Source organism: Vibrio kanaloae, assembly GCF_024347535.1.
Classification (GTDB): Bacteria; Pseudomonadota; Gammaproteobacteria; order Enterobacterales; family Vibrionaceae; genus Vibrio; species Vibrio kanaloae.
The window spans coordinates 495,583-515,135 of record NZ_AP025498.1 but is presented as its reverse complement, the minus strand read 5'-3'; the positions used below and the strand labels follow the sequence as shown (position 1 = coordinate 515,135).

17 protein-coding genes are annotated in these 19,553 nt (G+C 44.8%); 8 read left to right on the top strand and 9 right to left on the bottom strand.

Annotated elements, in window-relative coordinates; genetic code table 11:
• The first annotated feature begins 14 nt into the window (after positions 1-14).
• Positions 15-806 carry a DeoR/GlpR family transcriptional regulator gene (locus tag OCV24_RS16585; RefSeq protein ID WP_029627181.1) on the top strand — a complete coding sequence of 264 codons (792 nt, stop codon included), beginning with the start codon at positions 15-17 and terminating at the stop codon, positions 804-806.
• 279 nt (positions 807-1,085) lie between these two features.
• Complete coding sequence (glpD, locus tag OCV24_RS16580; RefSeq protein ID WP_017057821.1) at positions 1,086-2,645, top strand: glycerol-3-phosphate dehydrogenase; 1,560 nt, start codon at positions 1,086-1,088, stop codon at positions 2,643-2,645.
• Between the two features lie 228 nt (positions 2,646-2,873).
• On the opposite strand, the gene OCV24_RS16575 is transcribed toward glpD, so the two are convergent.
• The 3 genes from OCV24_RS16575 to OCV24_RS16565 all read right to left on the bottom strand — a co-directional run bounded on the left by OCV24_RS16575 (position 2,874) and on the right by OCV24_RS16565 (position 5,177).
• Positions 2,874-3,110 carry a YdcH family protein gene (locus OCV24_RS16575; protein ID WP_017057820.1) on the bottom strand — a complete coding sequence of 79 codons (237 nt, stop codon included), beginning with the start codon at positions 3,108-3,110 and terminating at the stop codon, positions 2,874-2,876.
• A gap of 177 nt (positions 3,111-3,287) precedes the next feature.
• Complete coding sequence (locus tag OCV24_RS16570; RefSeq protein WP_146449014.1) at positions 3,288-3,986, bottom strand: aspartate/glutamate racemase family protein; 699 nt, start codon at positions 3,984-3,986, stop codon at positions 3,288-3,290.
• A 207-nt stretch (positions 3,987-4,193) separates the two neighbouring features.
• The gene (locus OCV24_RS16565) at positions 4,194-5,177 is read right to left on the bottom strand and encodes an HAD family hydrolase (protein WP_150877519.1); all 984 of its coding nucleotides are present in this window, start codon (positions 5,175-5,177) and stop codon (positions 4,194-4,196) included.
• Positions 5,178-5,408: 231 nt separating this feature from the next.
• Here OCV24_RS16565 and nfsA point away from each other — a divergent pair, with 231 nt between their 5' ends.
• The gene (nfsA, locus tag OCV24_RS16560; RefSeq protein ID WP_146449011.1) at positions 5,409-6,131 is read left to right on the top strand and encodes an oxygen-insensitive NADPH nitroreductase; all 723 of its coding nucleotides are present in this window, start codon (positions 5,409-5,411) and stop codon (positions 6,129-6,131) included.
• Positions 6,132-6,238: 107 nt separating this feature from the next.
• Here the strand turns inward: nfsA and OCV24_RS16555 are convergent, their stop codons facing one another.
• Complete coding sequence (locus OCV24_RS16555; RefSeq protein WP_150877521.1) at positions 6,239-7,771, bottom strand: phospholipase D family protein; 1,533 nt, start codon at positions 7,769-7,771, stop codon at positions 6,239-6,241.
• A 263-nt stretch (positions 7,772-8,034) separates the two neighbouring features.
• Positions 8,035-8,916 (bottom strand): LysR family transcriptional regulator, encoded by an 882-nt coding sequence (locus OCV24_RS16550; RefSeq protein WP_017082594.1) that lies wholly within the window; start codon positions 8,914-8,916, stop codon positions 8,035-8,037.
• A 282-nt stretch (positions 8,917-9,198) separates the two neighbouring features.
• Here OCV24_RS16550 and OCV24_RS16545 point away from each other — a divergent pair, with 282 nt between their 5' ends.
• Positions 9,199-10,386: an MFS transporter gene (locus tag OCV24_RS16545; RefSeq protein WP_017062388.1), complete on the top strand. Its 1,188-nt coding sequence runs from the start codon at positions 9,199-9,201 to the stop codon at positions 10,384-10,386.
• 91 nt (positions 10,387-10,477) lie between these two features.
• On the opposite strand, the gene OCV24_RS16540 is transcribed toward OCV24_RS16545, so the two are convergent.
• From OCV24_RS16540 to OCV24_RS16530, 3 genes are all read right to left on the bottom strand, one after another.
• A complete protein-coding gene (locus tag OCV24_RS16540) occupies positions 10,478-11,041 on the bottom strand; it encodes a sugar O-acetyltransferase (RefSeq protein WP_150877523.1) in 564 nt (187 codons plus the stop codon).
• A gap of 202 nt (positions 11,042-11,243) precedes the next feature.
• Complete coding sequence (locus tag OCV24_RS16535; protein ID WP_102506721.1) at positions 11,244-12,242, bottom strand: LacI family DNA-binding transcriptional regulator; 999 nt, start codon at positions 12,240-12,242, stop codon at positions 11,244-11,246.
• Positions 12,243-12,341: 99 nt separating this feature from the next.
• A complete protein-coding gene (locus OCV24_RS16530; protein ID WP_102506720.1) occupies positions 12,342-13,781 on the bottom strand; it encodes a 6-phospho-beta-glucosidase in 1,440 nt (479 codons plus the stop codon).
• A 398-nt stretch (positions 13,782-14,179) separates the two neighbouring features.
• Here OCV24_RS16530 and OCV24_RS16525 point away from each other — a divergent pair, with 398 nt between their 5' ends.
• From OCV24_RS16525 to OCV24_RS16510, 4 genes are all read left to right on the top strand, one after another.
• Positions 14,180-15,079 carry a homocysteine S-methyltransferase family protein gene (locus OCV24_RS16525; RefSeq protein ID WP_102506719.1) on the top strand — a complete coding sequence of 300 codons (900 nt, stop codon included), beginning with the start codon at positions 14,180-14,182 and terminating at the stop codon, positions 15,077-15,079.
• 113 nt (positions 15,080-15,192) lie between these two features.
• A complete protein-coding gene (locus OCV24_RS16520; RefSeq protein WP_017057806.1) occupies positions 15,193-16,203 on the top strand; it encodes a Gfo/Idh/MocA family protein in 1,011 nt (336 codons plus the stop codon).
• Positions 16,204-16,213: 10 nt separating this feature from the next.
• Entirely contained in the window at positions 16,214-17,734 is a 1,521-nt protein-coding gene (locus OCV24_RS16515) for an SgrR family transcriptional regulator (protein WP_150877525.1), read from the top strand.
• Positions 17,735-17,887: 153 nt separating this feature from the next.
• On the top strand, positions 17,888-18,286 hold the full coding sequence (locus OCV24_RS16510) for a DUF1090 domain-containing protein (protein WP_017057804.1): 399 nt from the start codon (positions 17,888-17,890) through the stop codon (positions 18,284-18,286).
• A gap of 98 nt (positions 18,287-18,384) precedes the next feature.
• Here OCV24_RS16510 and OCV24_RS16505 read toward each other — a convergent pair whose 3' ends face one another.
• Entirely contained in the window at positions 18,385-19,482 is a 1,098-nt protein-coding gene (locus tag OCV24_RS16505; protein ID WP_150877527.1) for an HDOD domain-containing protein, read from the bottom strand.
• Positions 19,483-19,553 lie beyond the last annotated feature (71 nt).

Below are 19,553 nucleotides of genomic sequence, written 5' to 3'. Positions count from 1 at the left end.
GAGTGGTAAGTAAAGTGAAGCAAATACCAAGACACCAGCAAATAGTCGACCTGGTTAAAACACAAGGATATGTGAGTACCGAAGAGCTAGTAGAGAAGTTCGATGTCAGTCCTCAAACTATAAGACGCGACCTAAACGAACTCGCCGATAACAATAAGATTCGTCGCTATCATGGTGGTGCAACTATTCCTTTAAGCTCAGAAAACACCTCTTACAGCACTCGTAAAGCACTCAACTTCAACGAAAAAGATGTGATAGCGGATCAACTGGTTAAGCATATCCCAGATGGTGCTACCTTGTTTGTTGATATCGGCACCACACCAGAATCGGTAGCCCGAGCTCTCAACAAGAATCATAAGCAACTTAGAGTTGTCACCAACAACATCAATGTTGCGAGCATTCTTCTGTCTAATCCAGAGATCAAGGTTATATTGGCAGGCGGCGAAGTACGGAATCGCGATGGCGGTATCGTGGGTGAAGCCACTCTCGATTTCGTGAAGCAATTCCGTCTCGACTTCGGCATCTTAGGGATCAGTGGCATCGACTTCGATGGTTCACTGCTCGATTTTGATTACCATGAAGTTCGTGTGAAACAAGCGATCATCGACAACAGCCGTAGCATCTTGCTAGCCGTCGACCACAGTAAATTTGGTCGTAATGCGATGGTTAAGCTCGGAAATATATCTCAAGCACACATGGTGTTTACCAATAAACAACCACCAGAAGAGATTACAAACATACTTAAGGACTTCTCCATACCGCTCGAAGTTATCAATACGGCTCAAGTAACGGCTGAAGAATCGTAACGTAAGAAACACGTGAACAAGGGAATCACATAAACGCGCTCTTTGTAAAAAACGCGATTATTGATTAGTATTGAGCGAGTATACCTTGCTGTTTATCTATACCAATTCTATGCTCGAATTAGACTTATTTGAACCTCTGCTTTCATAAGCAGAGGTTTTTTTATGCTCAAATCACATAAAACGCGCATAAACGAAAATAAATAATGACCAAAAACGAAAGTTCATATAGGATTCAATTATGTTCTAAAATGCTCGTTCGCTCAGAAAGAGGTCAAAATCATGAGTGCTCAACAAAATAATTCAAAAAATAGTACACCTTCCACTTTAGACTTGATCGTGATCGGCGGCGGCATCAATGGTGCAGGCATCGCGGCAGATGCAGCAGGTCGTGGTCTTAACGTTGGCTTATACGAAGCAAATGATTTCGCGTCTGCGACATCTTCTGCTAGCTCAAAGCTTATCCACGGTGGCCTACGCTACCTTGAACATTACGAATTTCGTTTGGTATCGGAAGCTCTTGCTGAACGTGAAGTATTACTAAGAAAAGCGCCTCATGTTGCTCAACCCATGCGTTTCCGTTTACCCCATCGACCATTTTTACGCCCAGCTTGGATGATTCGTTGTGGCCTGTTCCTTTACGATAACTTAGGTAAGCGCACCACGCTTCCTGGAAGTAAGACAGTCAACTTAGCGAAATCTGGCCTACTGAAACCAGAAATGAAGACAGGGTTCGAATACTCAGATTGTTGGGTTGATGATGCGCGTATGGTATTGCTTAACGTTCTTGCAGCCAAAGAGAATAACGCTGAAGCACGTAACTACTGCCGTGTTGAGAAAGCACACCGTGAAGGTGGGATCTGGCACGTGACGATCCACGATGTAATGACGGATCAACGTTTCGAACGCAAAGCAAAGGCACTCGTCAATGCGGCAGGACCTTGGGTTAAGCAATTCTTCGATGATGGCTTAGAGCAGGCTTCACCCCGTAATATTCGTCTTATTAAAGGCTCGCACATTGTTGTACCGCGTATTCACGACGAACCCCAAGCGTACATTCTGCAAAACAAAGACAATCGCATTGTGTTTATGATCCCTTACCTAGATAAGTTTTCGATCATTGGCACCACCGATCTTGAATACAAAGGCGACCCACGTGAAGTTGCTATCTCTGATGACGAAGTAGATTACTTGGTCGACATCGTTAACCAGCACTTTGTTCATCAACTAACTCGTGAGGATGTAGTTTGGACATACAGCGGCGTTCGACCACTGTGTGATGACGAATCTGATTCTCCACAAGCGATCACTCGCGACTACACACTAGAGTTAGATGCAGAGCTAGACCAAGCACCACTGCTTTCAATTTTTGGCGGTAAGTTAACGACCTACCGTAAGCTCGGTGAAGCGGCACTTAAGAAGCTTGAACCATACCTGAAAAACATGGGGGCTCCGTGGACGGCTAACGATACTCTGCCAGGTGGTAACTTCAGCTGCAGCAGAGAACAACTGGCGAAGATGATCCACACTAAATACCCTTGGGTATCAGAAGCACTTCTGCTGCGTTACGTGACTCAATTTGGTACCTACACGTGGAACCTATTGGAAGGTGCAACGAGCGAAGCTGACCTTGGAATTAACTTTTCAAACGAAGCACATGGCGTTTATCAAGCTGAGATCGATTACTTGATCAACGAAGAGATGGCGATGACAGACGAAGACATCTTATGGCGCAGAACCAAGCTTGGCCTGTACTTAAACGAAGCAGAGCAGCAAGCCGTTTCTGATTACTTGAAAGAGAAACTTCAAAGCAAAGTGGTGAATTTTTCTCAAGTAGGATAATTATTCTTATAGAATTAATCGTTCATGAAAGTCACAAAGCTTAGCGCTACCCACGCTAAGCTTTTTTATTATCTGATTAAAAAAATATTAATAATCGTGTGCAAGTCACTCACATTGGCAGTTGGCAGCATTAGAGCGCTTTATGAACATGCCATTGCTCTACATTGAACCAAAATAACTAAACTCCCGAAGGAGTTTAATTATTTAAAACTAGAGCACGTCGATTAACTAAGCAGATAAACGAATATGCAATGAATCTTTAAGTACAGAGCGCTCATGTTTTAGTAGCTGCATCGAACTGTCATCAATGGGTGAATCTTTCAGCTCTAGTTTACGAATCTCTTTATCAAGGTTGTCGTATGTCTTCATGTCTGTTGCAAAGCCATCGTCTGTTTTAGCGAGCTCAGCAATTTTGTCTTTCATTTCAGGAAATTCGTGAACAAGAGAGTGATTTTCACCTAGCATATAAACCTCTTCAGTTGAGTAAAGTGATTGGGTATGTCTACTACATATTCACTAATCACCTTAGCAATTGGCAGGAATAACAAATGGGATCCAGTACACAGCATAGAATATCGAGGACTCAGATTCATAAACGTACAACAGCGTTTAGCAACAAAATAGGAACCTATTGGGAGCTTATTACTTAGCCTCTATAGCCAAACGAACTGCCGCTTCAGCATGGATGGCAGTGGTATCAAACAACGGAACATCGGTGTGTTGCTGCTGAATCAACAGGGCGATTTCGGTACAACCAAGAATGACCGCTTGAGCTCCTTGCTGGCTTAACTTCTTAATAATTTGACTATAGATAGTACGAGATTCTTCTTTGACTTCGCCTCGGCACAGCTCTTGGTAAATGATGTTGTGCACTTGTTTTCGATCACTTTCATCAGGAATCACAACATCGATACCGAATTTATCGGTTAAGCGCCCTTTGTAGAAATCCTGCTCCATCGTGAAAGCCGTACCAAGCAGTCCTACTTTTTGTACACCTTGCTCAATCAACTTCTGCGCGGTGGTATCAGCGATGTGCAAGATAGGAATCGTGATCTTCTCTTCGATCTCAGGAACGACCTTATGCATAGTATTGGTACAAATCAGGATGAAATCCGCCCCGCCTTTTTCAACCGATAAAGCCGCGTCCGACAAGATGTCTGCAGTATCAGCCCAACGACCTTGGTGTTGCAGTTTTTCTATCTCATCGAAGTTCAAGCTATACATACAAACCTTTGCAGAATTGAGTCCGCCGAGTGTGGCTTTTACACCTTCGTTAATGGATTTATAATAGCTCATTGTCGACTCCCAACTCATACCGCCAAGTAAACCGATCGTTTTCATGTTTCTATTCCTTTATTTTCCGACTACCCCGATTAAACCGCCATGCGCTAAAAATTTATAGTACGTTCTTGCTTAAAGCGAGACATTAGGCCTCTATTGTTTGCAAAACCGTTCCCCGTAATTCTGAGTTAAAAAACGTCCGTTCCCAAAAAGGCTCGAATTAAAAATCCGAGCCTTTTTTTGTTTTAGTGAAGAGTTAGCTAGGTGTTAATACACCTCACACCAATCGGACTTCATGTCGATCAGTGTCCAATCATCTCTAGAATTCGCTTCATCGAGTGCTTTATCAAGCTTACCGACATGAGATTCGCGATCGTACTTCCACTCGCGCTCGGCGTCAGTATGGTGAACAATCATTGCCATTGAATTTGGTTGACTGGTTGCCCATTGCATCATCGCTTGATCACCGTCTGAGTTACCCACCGCCAAAATCGGCTTCTTACCGATAATATGCTGAATATTAGTGACTTTTCCGGCTTTATCATCAATCGTCAAAATGGACGAGTCTTTGGTCACGGTCGGATTACCATCGTTGTAGCTGTAGTTGTATTTAAGCGCGCTGCCGATGATCTGCTCTGGCGGAATGTTATACGCTTGCGGAGCCCACGCTCTCATAAAATCAACGCCACCTCCCGACACGATGTAAGTCTTAAAGTCATGATCTTGCAGATAAGTCAGCATCTCTTTCATTGGCTGATAAGTCAGGTCTGTGTAGGCTTTGTTAAAACGCTCGTCTTTTGCTACCGCCAACCATTGCTTAACATCTTGTTGGTATTGCTCAACGGTCATACCAGAGTGTGTCGCCATAATAATTTTCAACAACCCTTCTTCACCACTACCTAGAACGCTCTCAATATCCTCTTCAAGTACAAACTTAAACGGTGCTTCTGTTTTCCATTCGGGGTGTTCAGGCGCCATCTCTTTTACACGATCTAGCGCAAAGGCCAGTTGGAAGTAATAAGGTTTTTCTGACCATAGCGTACCGTCGTTATCGAACACAGCAATACGATCTTGAACCGATACAAAAGTATCAGACTCTGCTTTGGTGGCTTGACCAACGAAATCCACGATGGCTGATTTACTCTCACCATCCTTCCAAGAAGGCAGCAAATTAGGATCACAATCTTTAGCAAAAGACGAGAAAGAAAGGCTAGATAAAATTGCAACTGACAAAAGGGTTATTTTTTTCATAGCACTACCATGTGGTTGAATTAATTATAGGGTTTAATGTAATTCATCCTAGTTGGTCTGCTCTGATTTTCCACTTATAAACACTATAACCGATACTTATTTCTCATCAGGGCAACGAGAGCCAACATTCAATCTTTCGCTCAAACATGATCGTTTTGAGGTTTACCCCAACCGTAAATCTCGTTATGGTAATTCGCAATAATCATAAAAAAACAAGGACTGTCTGATAGCATGAACAGCACGATTGATACCATCTTAGGGCACCGCTCGATTCGCCAATATACCGAACAACCGATAGAGCAGGGTCAACTCGATCTTATTATTCAATCAGGCCTAGCCGCCTCATCGTCTAGCTTATTGCAAGCAGTTTCTATCGTCAGAGTGACAGATAAAGAGAAGCGTAAGCTGCTAGCGGAATACGCAGGTAATCAAGCTTATGTAGAAAGTGCAGCCGAGTTTTTGGTGTTCTGTATCGACTATCAACGGCACGCTCAAATCAACCCAGAGGTTAAAACAGATTTCACTGAACTGACTCTGATTGGCGCTGTCGATTCTGGCATCATGGCGCAAAACTGCATGCTAGCTGCCGAGTCACTTGGTTTAGGTGGTGTGTACATTGGTGGCTTGCGTAACAACGCACAACAAGTGGATGAACTGTTAGAACTACCACAACATACCGCCGTGTTGTTCGGGATGTGCTTAGGTCACCCGGCACAACAACCAGAGGTTAAGCCTCGCCTTCCTGCTCACGTGGTGATGCACGAAAATCAATACCAGCCGCTGAGTCTCGATGAGATTGCACGTTACGATGATTCAATGCAAAGCTACTACGCGAACCGCTCAAGCAATCAGAAGCAAAGCAGTTGGTCACAACAGATCACGCAAAAGCTGTCTGGTGAATCTCGCCCACATATTCTGCCTTACTTAAACAGCAAGCAGTTGACCAAGCGTTGAGTCGTTGAGTCGTTGAGTCGTTGAGCTATTACAGCAAAAAAACAGCACAAACAAAAATGTCAGCGCAATATACGCTGACATTTTTTGTTTATACGGTAATTGTTTTGTTACAGATATTTCTCAATCGGTAACAATTGTAAGAAGCCTGACTGTATTCGTTCCCATTGACCTGTCTCAGGTTCGCTGTCCCAACTTTGCTCGCCGGAATACCAATTCACATCACCCTCATTAAGTTTTAACCGCCAGCTGTTTTCTTCGCTCATTGCTTGCTCAATGGTTTCTGCTAGTTTTTCGGCAATGGTTTTGTTTTCGATGATTAGCACTGATTCCGTGTTGAGATACGTAGAACGTAAATTGAAGTTAAATGATCCAATGCTGGCAATGCGTTTATCAAATACGACCGACTTCGCATGCAAACCATAAGCTGTTGATGGTGCACATTTAGAAGCGTCTTTGGTAGATGCCTCACATAACTGAGATTCAGGCTTCAGCTCAAATAATTCAATACCATGCTCTAACATATCGCTACGCCTTCCTGCGTAAGCAGAGTGGTTGGTCACCAGATCATTCGAGGCCATTGAATTGGTGAGCGCCTTTATCTCAACGTTGTTGTTACTTAATGAATGCCACTCATCAAGTTGGCCATCGTCAAACACCAGGTAAGCGGATTCCAATAAGATTTCGTATTTAGACTTGCGCGCTAAATCTGCCAGTAAAACTGCCGTAACTTTCGGTAAGTCGGTATTATCCGAGTCGATAGGCACGGGGGGATCGTATACAAAACGAGCATTGACCCAGGTCATTTGACTCAATGTACTTTTCAATAATTTAGCCGCTGATTTACCGTCTATTGGTAACTCAGGAAAATGTTTATAAGAAGGAGGTTCAGTGCCAATCAAAATAGAGATATCTGGCAACACCTCATCACCCAACATATCGATGGGATAAGACCAACGGCTATTCCAGTACTCTATAAAGCTAGTTTGGATAGTGGTAACGACTGAGCCCATCACTAATACATCACGATCTCGGAAGTTGATCTCGTCAGAAAGATCGAAGTATTCATCACCAATATTACGGCCGCCAACCACAGACAAAGTGCCATCGACGGTAAACGACTTGTTGTGCATTCGGCGATTTAAGCGAGAAAAGTCACCAACAAAGCTCAACCATTTGCTGAAGCCACGGCGTGTTGGGGTTGGGTTAAAGATTCGGATCTCTACATTCGGGTGTGCATTCAGAGCCGACAACAGGCCTTCACGCTCATTGAGATTAATATCATCAAGCATCACGCGCACCTTTACCCCCCGATCCGCTGCTTCTAACAAACGACTGGCTAGATAACGGCCCGATTCGTCAGAATTCCAGATGTAGTATTGAATATCTATGGTGTGCTCTGCACTTTCAACCAGTGCTAATCGCTGTGCCAAAGCATCCCAACCCGACTCTTGCAGACGAACCGCAGTGGTGCCTTGCTCTAAAGCTTCTGGCTGAAATTCATTGGTTAGAACCGATAAAGAACTAGGTGTAGGAGAGGTTGGCGGTTCTGTTGGATGATCGATGCCTTCAGGAAGTGAAGAACACCCACCTAAAACGGCGATTAAGATTAACGTTAAACTGATGCGTTGGAGCACAGGCATGTATCTGACTTCCTTTTCACGATGACGTCTTTAGAAACTTTCCGTACAGCTTTTCAATGAACAAGCTATTCCGATCTATTAATTGATTATTACTGCTAAAGCCGGAAATTTATAGGTAATTATCCAAGATAAGAACAACATCATCAGCCAAGGCAAAGTAGTATTGGTAAAAAATTAGAATTAATGAAAACTGGATGTTACGTTATTTACACTTAACGAGATGACTAAGATCGCTTAGTTACAGTCCAAGTAGTCTGCCTTAGTTAGAGCTTCAAACGGGGCTGTATAAAATCAATAAACGCCGAGATACGTTTAGAGACCGATGACGACTTGTAGTAAACCGCATTCACTCGCTCTCGGTCTGTGTTGGCAAGTTTGTCTTGTTCCAGAATAGGGATTAGACGCCCTGCTGCCATATCTTCCTGCACCATAAAACCCGACAGACAAGCTATCCCATTTCCAGCTAATGCCAGTTGACGCACGGTTTCACCATTACTGGCTGTCACGGTAGGCGCGACATCACTTTGGTTTGGTAAAGGCCAATGGTTAAGCACTTTGTTCCCTGCAAAACCCACAATTTGATGCGAACTCAAATCTTCAGGTTTGGTGGGCAGCCCACGCTTAGCGAGATAATCAGGTGACGCCACAATATGGAGTAAACTTTTTCCTAACGGGCGAGCGTGCAGTGTTGAATCGGACAACTTACCGATTCGAATCGCAACATCAGTTCTCTTTTCTAGAAGATCAACGAAGCCTTCGTTGGAAGTGAGTTCCAACTCAATGTCTGGGTAAGCCTCTTTGAATGACTGCACCAACGGCACTAGCTGATGGAATACGAATGGACTGGCGGCATCGACTCTTAAACGACCTTTTGGCAACTCACCGCGCGACACGATTTCTTCTTCCGCGCTCTGGATCATTTGTAATCCCACCCTGACTGAATCGACAAACTGCCGCCCTTCCTCCGTCAATTCCACGCGTCTCGTTGTTCGGTTGAATATCGAGACGCCGAGTTGCGACTCAACCTTACTCACCGAGCGAGATACCTTGGCGACCTGCACATCCAGCGCCTCTGCCGCCGCAGAAAAACCACCCGCATCGACGACGGTGAGTACCATTTCTAAATCATCTGAACGGGTTAACATGAGGCTCCTTCGCTATCTTCATTTTGTTTAATGTCATCTCGCTTGTGCTCATCACAGCTCAAATCATCTGTGTCTTTTCGATCTCATCAGCTTTACCCAATGATCGGCTAACTCTTTAATTATTGCAAATTTCACAAAGGTTATTTGTTAATAATGGCATTTTTTCACAAATATATTTTACTAGATAATCCTCGCCATCAAACGAAGCGCTCCTATTGCAGTCACAAGCTGCCCCATTTTATCGCGCTCGGTATTTAACAAAGAACAGTAAGAGAGATGACTATGCCACTAGCATTACTTGCATTGACGCTCAGCGCCTTTGCCATCGGAACCACAGAATTTGTCATCGTAGGCTTGATTCCTACCATGGCGAGCGACTTGAATGTATCTCTGCCATCGGCAGGCCTATTAGTCAGTTTATACGCGCTTGGCGTTGCTATTGGCGCACCAGTATTAACGGCATTAACCGGTAAATGGAATCGTAAAGCGGTGTTACTGACTGTGATGGCATTGTTTGTCATTGGTAACTTATTGGCGTGGCAAGCTCCAGGCTATAACACGCTGATCGCCGCACGAATTTTGACTGGCCTTGCCCATGGTGTGTTCTTCTCGATTGGATCGACCATCGCGACAGGTTTGGTTTCAAAAGATAAAGCAGCCAGTGCCATTGCAATCATGTTTACGGGTTTAACAGTTGCATTGGTGACTGGCGTACCACTGGGTACTTACATCGGCCAAACCTTCGGCTGGCAAGCGACCTTCTTGATCGTTGCTCTGCTTGGCCTTATTGCTCTTATCGGTAGCGCTATCTTGGTTCCAAGCAACCTTAAGCAACCACCAGCGGCGAAGATTTCGGCACAACTAAAGGTTCTAACTCAACCACGCTTACTGTTGGTTTACGCTATCACAGCACTGGGTTATGGCGGCACATTCACAGCGTTTACGTTCCTTGCTCCAATACTGGAAAACGTATCAGGGTTTGATTCGAGCTCAATCAGCTTAATCATGTTGGTCTACGGTGTGTCAGTAGCGGTAGGTAACATCTGGGGCGGAAAAATGGCTGACAAGATGGGGCCGATTAAAGCGCTAACCGTTATCTTCTCTGGTTTAGCCGCAGTACTGGTGGTATTCAACTTTACCGCAGTAAACCCTTATGCAGCCGTTGCGACTATTTTGGTTTGGGGTGCATTTGCATTCGGTAACGTTCCAGGACTACAAGTGTATGTTGTGAAACTGGCTGAGAAATACACACCAGACGCAGTCGATGTCGCTTCTGGGTTGAATATTGCAGCCTTCAACGTCGGTATTGCATTAGGCTCATGGGGCGGTGGTTTGATTGTCGCGAAATCTGGATTAATGAACACCCCTTGGGTAGGTGCTGTGATCGTTTTGATCGCTCTTGTTCTGACTCGATTCAGTGGTGCGTTAGATAAGAAGCAAGCACAACAAGCTGTTCCATCTAGCATCTAGCATCTAGCATCTAGCATCTAGCATCTAGCATCTAGCAAGAATAGAAAAAACAAAGCCCGAACCTAGGTTCGGGCTTTGTCATTTAATCTGATTATTGTCCGTTATCGATCTCTTTCAGCACTTTACATGGATTACCGACTGCAACCACATTGGCTGGGATGTCTTTGGTCACCACACTGCCTGCGCCAATCACGCTGTTTTCGCCAATGGTGACTCCGGGGCAGATGATTACACCGCCGCCAAGCCAAACATTGTTGCCGACGTTGATCGGTGTGCCAAACTCAACGCCTTCTTCTACACGGCCTTTCACATCGAGTGGATGACCTGCGGTCAGGATTTGAACGTTCGGACCAAGCAGCACATTATCGCCAATGGTCACTTCAGCCACATCCAAAATCACGCAGTTAAAGTTAGCGTAGAAGTTCTTGCCCAGCTTGATGTTCGAGCCGTAATCACAACGAAATGGAGGTTCTAGATGCGCGTTTTCACAGCCCGGAATCAGCTCTTGGGTTGCCGCTTCCCATTCAGGTGTGTCAGGAATGCTGTTATTGAGCTTTTGCAGTACTTTACGACATTCGATACGAGCGGCATAAAGCTCTTTATCCCAAGCCTGATAAGGTTCACCTGCTAGCATTTTTTGTTTTTCTGTTTTCACGTTACTTACCTGTTCTCGCATCACTTAGCTATTTTCATATTACTTAGCTAGTTTCACATTACTTAACTAATGGTGGTCAATTCATCGACCAAGAATGCAATATCGCATATCTAAATAACAGTGAATAATGAGTGTTTACGCTTGGTTTAAGAGATGCGCAGCTCGTCACTTTTTGTAGGTGAAATATGAAATTCGATCAGTGCTAATTTAGCTTCGCTATCGAATCACGTAACACCAAACTGCCAGTGGTATTGATAGTGGTCGCTTGCTCTGTTTCACCGACAATTTGCAAGATCGCCTTTTGCGTCATTTGCTCTAATGGCACACTGACAGACGTTAAGCTTGGCGTTAAAAATGCCCCCACTTTGCTGTTATCAAAGCCGACGATAGAAACATCGTGAGGTAATGAGTACCCAAGTTCGGTTAACGCCTTGATCGCACCAATCGCCATGTCATCGTTTTCAGACAAGATAGCGGTGAATGTTGCTTTGCTTTTTACCAGAGCCTGAGCCGCGTGATAACCGCTCTCCATCGTCCAATCACCCTGAACAACCTTGGACTCATCCAATGTCATACCATGTTTAGTTAACATATCTTGATAGGCTTGGTAACGCAGCTCATCGGTCGAAGAACCGGCTTTACCTCGAATCACAGCAATGTCTGTATGGCCTTGATCGATGATGTGCTCAACCATCAAACAAGCGCTCTGATAATGGTCGGTGGTAATGGCATGGTTAGGCTTCGACGGCATTTCTCGGTTGAGTACCAGAATCGGTGTGTCAGTGCTTTCGATGATCTTTGCAATCTCGCTTTCGGTTAAGCATTGCGGATAGATGATGATGCCCGCGCACTTCATATCCAGCAGGAAGTTGATGGCCTTTATTTCGTCTTCAGCGCTGTGTTTGCCATCGGTGATCACCAGTTGGTGATTCGACTTTTCGCTATAAGAAGCCGCGTGATACATCAAGGAAGAAAAGTAAGGGCCATTGAACAACTCATTGGTGATTACAAAGCCGATGAAATTGGTCTTCTTGGTCGCCAATTGCTGAGCCAACAAGTTCGGTCGATAACCTGTTTCTTGAATCGCATCAAATACCTTTTTCACCACATCTGGGCGCACGATGTTCTTGCCATTTAAGACACGAGAAACGGTCGATTTAGATACGCCTGCGCGGTTCGCGACATCAAGCATGGTTACCATTGGCTTCTCTTCCTTTATAAAAAATTAGCCGACATAGGCCGACTAATTCATTGCAAAATGACAGCTCACAGTTCACATAACTGCGCTGGGAAATGCATTCTAAATAGTGGCACCGTTAGATGCAATCACGCCTTTATACCACTCGAACGACTTCTTGCGCTTGCGCTCTAGTGAGCCAGATTGATCGTTGTGCTTATCTACGTAAATGAATCCGTAACGTTTTTTCATCTCACCGGTGGTGAACGACACTAAGTCGATACAGCCCCAAGGGGTGTAACCCATCAAATCAACACCGTCGATCGCAACGGCTTTTTTCATCTCTTTGATGTGGTCGCCAAGGTAAGCGATGCGGTAATCGTCATTAATGCTGCCATCTTCTTCAATAGTATCAACCGCACCAAAACCGTTTTCAACGATGAACAATGGCACTTCATAACGTTCATACAAAGAAGCTAAACAGAAACGTAAACCCGTTGGATCAATTGGCCAGCCCCAATCGCTAGACTGGATGAACGGGTTATCAACCGAGTTCTCATGACCGCCGTCCATCGCTTCTTCAATCGACTGATGCGAAGAAGAATCCAAGGTATTCGACATGTAGTAGCTAAAGCCTAAGTAATCCGCTTTACCTTCTTTCAAGATTTGCTCATCTTCAGGCTGCATCTCAATGTTGAAGCCTTTGATTGCCCAGTCACGCTTGGCGTAATTTGGGTAGTGACCACGCACCATTACATCCGAGAAGAAATAACGGTCACGCATCGCTTGCTGTGCCACCATGATGTCTTCTGGCTTTGAAGAACGAGGGTAGAAAGGCACCATCGCACACATTGCGCCGATTTGAAGATCTGGATTGATCTCGTGACCTTTCTTAACCACCAACGCACTTGCAACAAACTGATGGTGAACCGCTTGATACATCGCTTCTTGCGGCTTTTCGCACTGTGGAAACTTCACGCCTGAGCACAACCAACCGAAGATGTCTGCCGAAGTGTTCATCTGGTTGTTGATCTCGTTAAACGTCATCCAATACTTCACCTTGTGCTGGTAGCGCTCCATCACTGTAGTCGAGTACTTAACGAAGAAGTCGATGACTTTACGGTTCATCCAGCCGCCGTATTCTTTGGCTAAGTGATAAGGCATTTCAAAGTGGCTAAGTGTTACCACAGGCTGAATGTCGTATTTCAGAAGCTCATCAAACAGATCATCGTAAAACGCTAAACCCGCTTCACAAGGTTCTGATTCGTCACCATTTGGGAAGATACGCGTCCACGCGATACTGGTACGGAAACACTTAAAGCCCATCTCAGCGAATAACTTAATGTCTTCTTTGTAACGGTGATAGAAATCCACTGCGACTTGGTTTGGGTAGTTTTCGCCATCAATCACGCCATCGGTGATTCGACGTTGTACACCATGAGCGCCCGCTGTTAATACATCAACAACACTGACACCTTTACCATTCGCATCCCAGCCGCCTTCTAGTTGATGTGCTGCTACTGCACCACCCCATAAAAAATCGTTCGGAAATTCGTTGTTCATACTGTTACTCGCTAAGAAAAATATTCGCTAAAAAGTAATTGGTTTCGGGTTAAAAACTAAAAATCGCAACCCTGAAACCGATTTCAACTAAAAACAAAGATATATGATGAAACCGATTTCAGCAATACTTTGAAAATCTTTTTTTGATCGAAATACTGACCCATTAAAAATTGGCGTATCGACTTTATTTCAATCTAGTCTCTAAACTTGCCCCATTTTTAGTTAATCAACAACGTCAGAGGCACGCCTTTGATCTAATGCGGCATCACGTTAGTTTGGATTGAAATATTGATAACCCATTTCGTTCTCAGTAACACATAATTTGATAACTTCTGTCTAACAAGGTTGTCTGATATGGTGGCGGCAGAACTTCAGCAATAGTTTAGATAGTATTGAATATGAAAACACTAACCATACTTGATGGCGGCATGGGCCGAGAACTCAAAGAAATTGGCGCGCCATTTTCTCAACCGCTTTGGAGTGCTCAAGCGCTGATTGAAGCCCCCGAATTTGTCAGCCAAGCGCATCAAAACTTTGTCGATGCAGGTGCTGAAATCCTGATCACCAATAGCTACGCCTGTGTACCTTTTCACTTGGGTGAAGAGCTGTTCGAACAACGAGGCTTTGAACTAACCGCACTGTCTGGTGAGCTGGCTAAAGCAGTTGCTGACAATGCTTCTCACACAGTGAAAGTAGCGGGTGCGATTCCACCGCCATTTGGCAGCTACCGACCAGACTTGTTTAAGGTCGAAGAAGCAGCGCCAATCATTCAAACGCTTTACGATGCTCAAGACCCAAACATCGATCTTTGGATAGCGGAAACCATCTGTAGCCTGCAAGAATTCGATTCCATTCATGCGGTACTTAAGCAGTCAGATAAGCCGTGTTACTACGCATTCAGTTTGGAAGATACCAAGGGCGATTCTGCCAATATTCGTTCTGGCGAGAGCGTAACAGACGCCATCAAACTTGCCTGCCAATCGGACGCGACAGGCATTATGTTTAACTGCTCAGTGCCTGAAGTGATGGATCAAGCCATTATTGATACTAAGAAAGTGATCGATGAGCTAGGCAGTGATTTAGAAATTGGTGTCTACGCCAATAACTTTGCACCTATCAGCAGCGAACATGAAGCTAATGACATGTTTCAAGAAATGCGCGAGCTGGATGGCCAAGGTTACTTAGCTTACGCTAAACGCTGGCACACATTGGGTGCGAATATCGTCGGTGGCTGTTGTGGCATCGGACCAAAACACATTCAAGCCCTAGCCGATTGGAAACGCTCCATACAGAGCTAATCCTGAGCTTCAACTAGAATAAAATAAATAGAGAACAAGTTGAGAAATCTGTTCTCTATTTGTATGTGGCGTCTCTGAGTACACTGAGACAAAACAACGATTTGGAGCAACTGATGAGCGACACGCAACGCAAAATTAAATGGGGCATCGCAGGGCTAGGTAATATCGCGAATCGATTCGCAACAGCAGTAACCGAGCACTGTCTGCATGGTGAATTGTATGCCGTTGCCGCAAGAGATCACTCACGCGCAGCTACGTTTGCCAATAAGTTTGGTTGCGACAAGGCTTATGGCTCTTACGAAGAGATGGCGAATGACCCAAGCGTTGAAGCGGTTTACATCGCTACGGTTCACCCATACCACCAGCCACTTGCTGAACTGTTTCTGAAGAATAACAAGCACGTATTGGTCGAGAAGCCAGCTTTCACCAATCTTGGTGATTGGCTTGAGATGAAAGCCCTTGCGAAACAAAATGGCGTGATGCTGTTAGAAGCGATGAAAACCGTGGTGTTTCCCGCGTATCGTGAGCTCCAATCATTCTTGGTCGACAACAACATTCAGATAGATTCTATCGAAGCTAGCTTTGGTAACCATCACGACTATGAGCCCGATTTGTTTATCTTCAATCCGGATTTGTCAGGCGGAGCAACGCTCGATGTCGGCGTCTATGGGCTTTGGTTCTTCTACGACCTGTGTCGAACGCTGGGTGTGAACCCTTCAAAGCCTCAGGTAGAGATGTCGTGTCTGTATGAGGGGGCAAATGTTGATACTAATGCGTGCTTTACCTTCTCTGGCGATATAAGCGGTAAGATATCGGCATCAACAGTGCAAAACCTTCCCCGATCAGCGCACTTGAATGGGCCCGATACTAAGATCACCATTCACGAAAAATGGTGGAATCCGGCCTTTATTGAGATTGAGCATCAAGGCCAGAAGTCGACCATCAACTGCCGAGTGAAGGGCAATGGGTTCGAGTTTGAAATCGACCATTTTTCAGAGTTAGTCCTTCAAGGCAAAACTGAATCGAATATCCTAAGCTCAGAGATAACCTCTCGAGTTCTCGATGCGATGGAAAACGCACTGATTGACTCTGGCTATCCACATTTAACTCAACCTCGTCGTTAGGAAAAGCAAATTGGGCAACCTTAAGCGCAAGCTTGAACTGTATGAAAAGATATTTCAGGCTTTTGGGCCTGGAGTATCGCACTGTCAGGTCAACCAACTGGCCACACTGCTGCACGTGAGTGAACGTCACGTTCAGACCTTACTCAAAGCAATGACAGCGCAAGGTTGGATTGAGTGGCAAGCTAGCTCAGGCCGCAGCAAGAAGGCACAGCTGACGTGTCTGGTTGAGCCCATTGAGGCGTGTTACCGATACGCACAAACCCAAGCTGACGCAGGCAACATAGAACAGGTGTTTAGCACCTTAAGCTTCAACGGCCGCAATGCTGGCACTGAGTTGCAAGCCTTTCTAAGCAATACCAATCCGCCGGCGCAAAATATCGCGTACATCCCCTTTCACCGAGAACTCGAAGCGCTTCACCCTCAACGAGTACTTAGACGCACCGAACGCTTCTTAGTGATGCAAGTTTGCCAACGCCTAACCTCAGTTAAGCACGGCAAACTCAGCGGCGATTTGGCTTATCATTGGCAGCCTAATCAAGATGCGACGCAATGGCACTTTCAAATTCGTAATGGTGTTCACTTTCATAACGGTCGAACACTCGAACCTCAAGACATAGCACGTAACCTTAACTCGCTCTGCCAAAGCAAAATATGGCGTCGCTGCTATCAACATATTGATGAGGTCTCTGTCTCGGCAGGTAGTGTGGTTGTCGTGAAATTGAATCAACCTGATTGGCATTTACCTCGCTTACTTTCCAGAGTTGAAGCATCCATTTTTGATCACTCATCATCGACTGATAGGCTGATTGGTTCTGGCGCGTTCTCATTAGACATCTTCTCAAGCAAAATGTTGAGATTGAGCCGTAATAGCGCCTATTCTCACTGCACGCCGATTCTCAATCGAGTCGAGTTGTGGGTCTATCCAGAATGGGCACAGAGCAAAGCCTGCGCTCAAAATCAGGTGTGCGTGAGACTGCCCGAAAAGACGACCACCGTGCGTGGCGATGACCATTATTCCAAACCGGAATTCGGCTCAACCTTCTTTAAGATTCAAAACCCATCGTTGTCGAAAACAGAGCGTGAATTCACCGTTGAAGACACCTCTGAATGCCAAACCCTTTTCGAGCAATTGTCAGTGTCTAGCGACCACAAAACCAACGTGGAATATGGCCACTACCAAACTAACTACCTGACAACCAAAGACGTCGCGTTGTGTAGCATTATTGATGAGAACGACACCTTCACTTCGTGGTTAAGTTTTTTCACTCGCTTCCCGTTTGAGGACTTAACTTTGCCTGCTGAGATGCTAGAGACAATCGAACATGGATTAACCTCAATAACAAACCAGCCAGACTTTGAGTTAGCGATGAATGCACTGTTGGCGCTTCGGCATTGGTTGCATGAATCTGGGGTTGTGACTGAACTCAAGCAAGAGGCGTTCAACTTAGAGATTTCTGAAAAGATACACGGCGCGCAAGTGAATGGTTTCGGTTGGTGCGAACTCGACAAGCTGTGGATTAGCCATTTGTAAATCTAGCCATGTTCAAAAATAAGTCATTAGGCACAGCGACTTATCTTTAACACTCCCCTGCCAATAGCAAAGTGAGCAGGTGCTAATGTACTCTCGAAGTGAGACTCAAAAAATATAAGTACAAACTAAATAGCCCCAATAAGAAGGTAAACCATGACTCGACACCTAAAAGGCTCATTACTATTTCTTTGCGCATTCTCTTTTAACAGCATGGCGAGCACCCAATGCGACGCACTTACAGGCTGTGAAAAGAAGTTCTGTGAGATCGAATATCAGATAAAGAAAGCGGAACAGTACGACAATCAGTACAAAGTAGAGCGATTAACCACGGCCTTGAAAGCGGCGAAAGAGAACTGCACTAATGAGGGTTTGAAGGATGAACTCCGCGAGAAGATTGAATCCAATGAACAAGATTTAGCTGAATACCAAGCTGACCTAGAAGAAGCCAAAAGAGACGATAGAGCGGATAAAATCCGAAAGTATGAGGGTAAAATCGAAAAAGAACTGCGTAAAATCGATAAATTGAAACAAGAACTGGCTAAGATACCTTAATCGATAATTAAAACAAAAATGGTCTTACTGCTTAGTAAGACCATTTAGAAAATACCGCTTTATGACGACTTCAGAATCAACCTAGCCAACGCCAGCCGTTATTGTCCTACCAGCGCTAATTGAGACTCTTTATAGATACGGTTAGCTACTTTGTATGCCGTAGGCGACGTTAGTGTCTCTTTACATCTGCACTTAAATTGCTCGACGTCAATCGTTTGTTCTTCCAATAAATAGTACAACTCACTCAAGTAGTTAGCTTCAAACACAGCTTGACCAAGTGGTGTACATTCGTATCGGCTAGACTCTTGGTAGCCAATCACGGTCAACACAGGCTCTGGCAGCTCCCAGAACTTAGCAATAGTGTAAGTCAGGCGAATAGAGTAGCTGTTCATCAGGCGCTTCAATGCTAACGAGTTAGGCGGAACAGAAGGATCAACATGCTTGAAGGCTTCTACCATCATCTGGAAAATGATCATCTTGCCTAAGTTGCGAATTAACCCAACAAAGTACGCCGCCGCTTGATCTTCTTGGGATGAAGAGTCTTTCATCAACTCCTTAGAAAACGACGCGGTTTGAACACTGTGATTCCAAATTTTCTCACCGAAATGACGCCAGTAAATATTGTTGCCCGGCGTGAAGTTCTTCATGTAACTATTCACTACCCCTTCTATAAGCCCTTGAGAACCCATATTTAGAAATGCGGTTTTTAGATCGGTAACCTGTTTTTCATTGCGTTTGTAGAATGCGCTGTTAGCCAATTTAATCACATCAGCTGCCATACTCGGCTCGCGCTCAATCACTCTTAACAGTGCATCGACATCAAACTCATCGCTCTGTAATTCTGCCATTAACGTGGTCACAGAGACTGGCATCACTGGCAGTTCATTAAGCAAAGCTTTTGGAGAGCGAATCAAACGTTCGATCTGACAAGCGACAAAATCGCTAAACGGGTCTGACTCCGTGCGAAGGCGAGACTCTCCAAACAAATAATCAAGGAATTCACCATCGTGAAGGCTAAGCGTCTTATCGACGATCAATGATGATGGTTGAGCTGACGAAGGCGGAACAAAGATTGAAGACTGAACAGAATCAGTAGCAACGGCTTGTTGTTGCTCTTGTTGGGCAGGCTCTGCAGAGGGTTTGTTTTTTGAATCAACAAACGGTGAGAATAATGCCTGCAATACCCTTTTAAACATCAATACGGCTCCTAGATGATTATCAAACAATTCGGGATATATAAGGGCGGTGATTATCGCACAGTTAATTC

Excerpts from the sequence above, each read along its gene's own strand:
- glpD (WP_017057821.1), top strand. The coding sequence starts at position 1,086 with ATGAGTGCTCAACAAAATAATTCAAAAAATAGTACACCTTCCACTTTA.
- OCV24_RS16575 (WP_017057820.1), bottom strand. The coding sequence starts at position 3,110 with ATGCTAGGTGAAAATCACTCTCTTGTTCACGAATTTCCTGAAATGAAA.
- OCV24_RS16570 (WP_146449014.1), bottom strand. The coding sequence starts at position 3,986 with ATGAAAACGATCGGTTTACTTGGCGGTATGAGTTGGGAGTCGACAATG.
- OCV24_RS16565 (WP_150877519.1), bottom strand. The coding sequence starts at position 5,177 with ATGAAAAAAATAACCCTTTTGTCAGTTGCAATTTTATCTAGCCTTTCT.
- nfsA (WP_146449011.1), top strand. The coding sequence starts at position 5,409 with ATGAACAGCACGATTGATACCATCTTAGGGCACCGCTCGATTCGCCAA.
- OCV24_RS16555 (WP_150877521.1), bottom strand. The coding sequence starts at position 7,771 with ATGCCTGTGCTCCAACGCATCAGTTTAACGTTAATCTTAATCGCCGTT.
- OCV24_RS16550 (WP_017082594.1), bottom strand. The coding sequence starts at position 8,916 with ATGTTAACCCGTTCAGATGATTTAGAAATGGTACTCACCGTCGTCGAT.
- OCV24_RS16545 (WP_017062388.1), top strand. The coding sequence starts at position 9,199 with ATGCCACTAGCATTACTTGCATTGACGCTCAGCGCCTTTGCCATCGGA.
- OCV24_RS16535 (WP_102506721.1), bottom strand. The coding sequence starts at position 12,242 with ATGGTAACCATGCTTGATGTCGCGAACCGCGCAGGCGTATCTAAATCG.
- OCV24_RS16530 (WP_102506720.1), bottom strand. The coding sequence starts at position 13,781 with ATGAACAACGAATTTCCGAACGATTTTTTATGGGGTGGTGCAGTAGCA.
- OCV24_RS16525 (WP_102506719.1), top strand. The coding sequence starts at position 14,180 with ATGAAAACACTAACCATACTTGATGGCGGCATGGGCCGAGAACTCAAA.
- OCV24_RS16520 (WP_017057806.1), top strand. The coding sequence starts at position 15,193 with ATGAGCGACACGCAACGCAAAATTAAATGGGGCATCGCAGGGCTAGGT.
- OCV24_RS16510 (WP_017057804.1), top strand. The coding sequence starts at position 17,888 with ATGACTCGACACCTAAAAGGCTCATTACTATTTCTTTGCGCATTCTCT.
- OCV24_RS16505 (WP_150877527.1), bottom strand. The coding sequence starts at position 19,482 with ATGTTTAAAAGGGTATTGCAGGCATTATTCTCACCGTTTGTTGATTCA.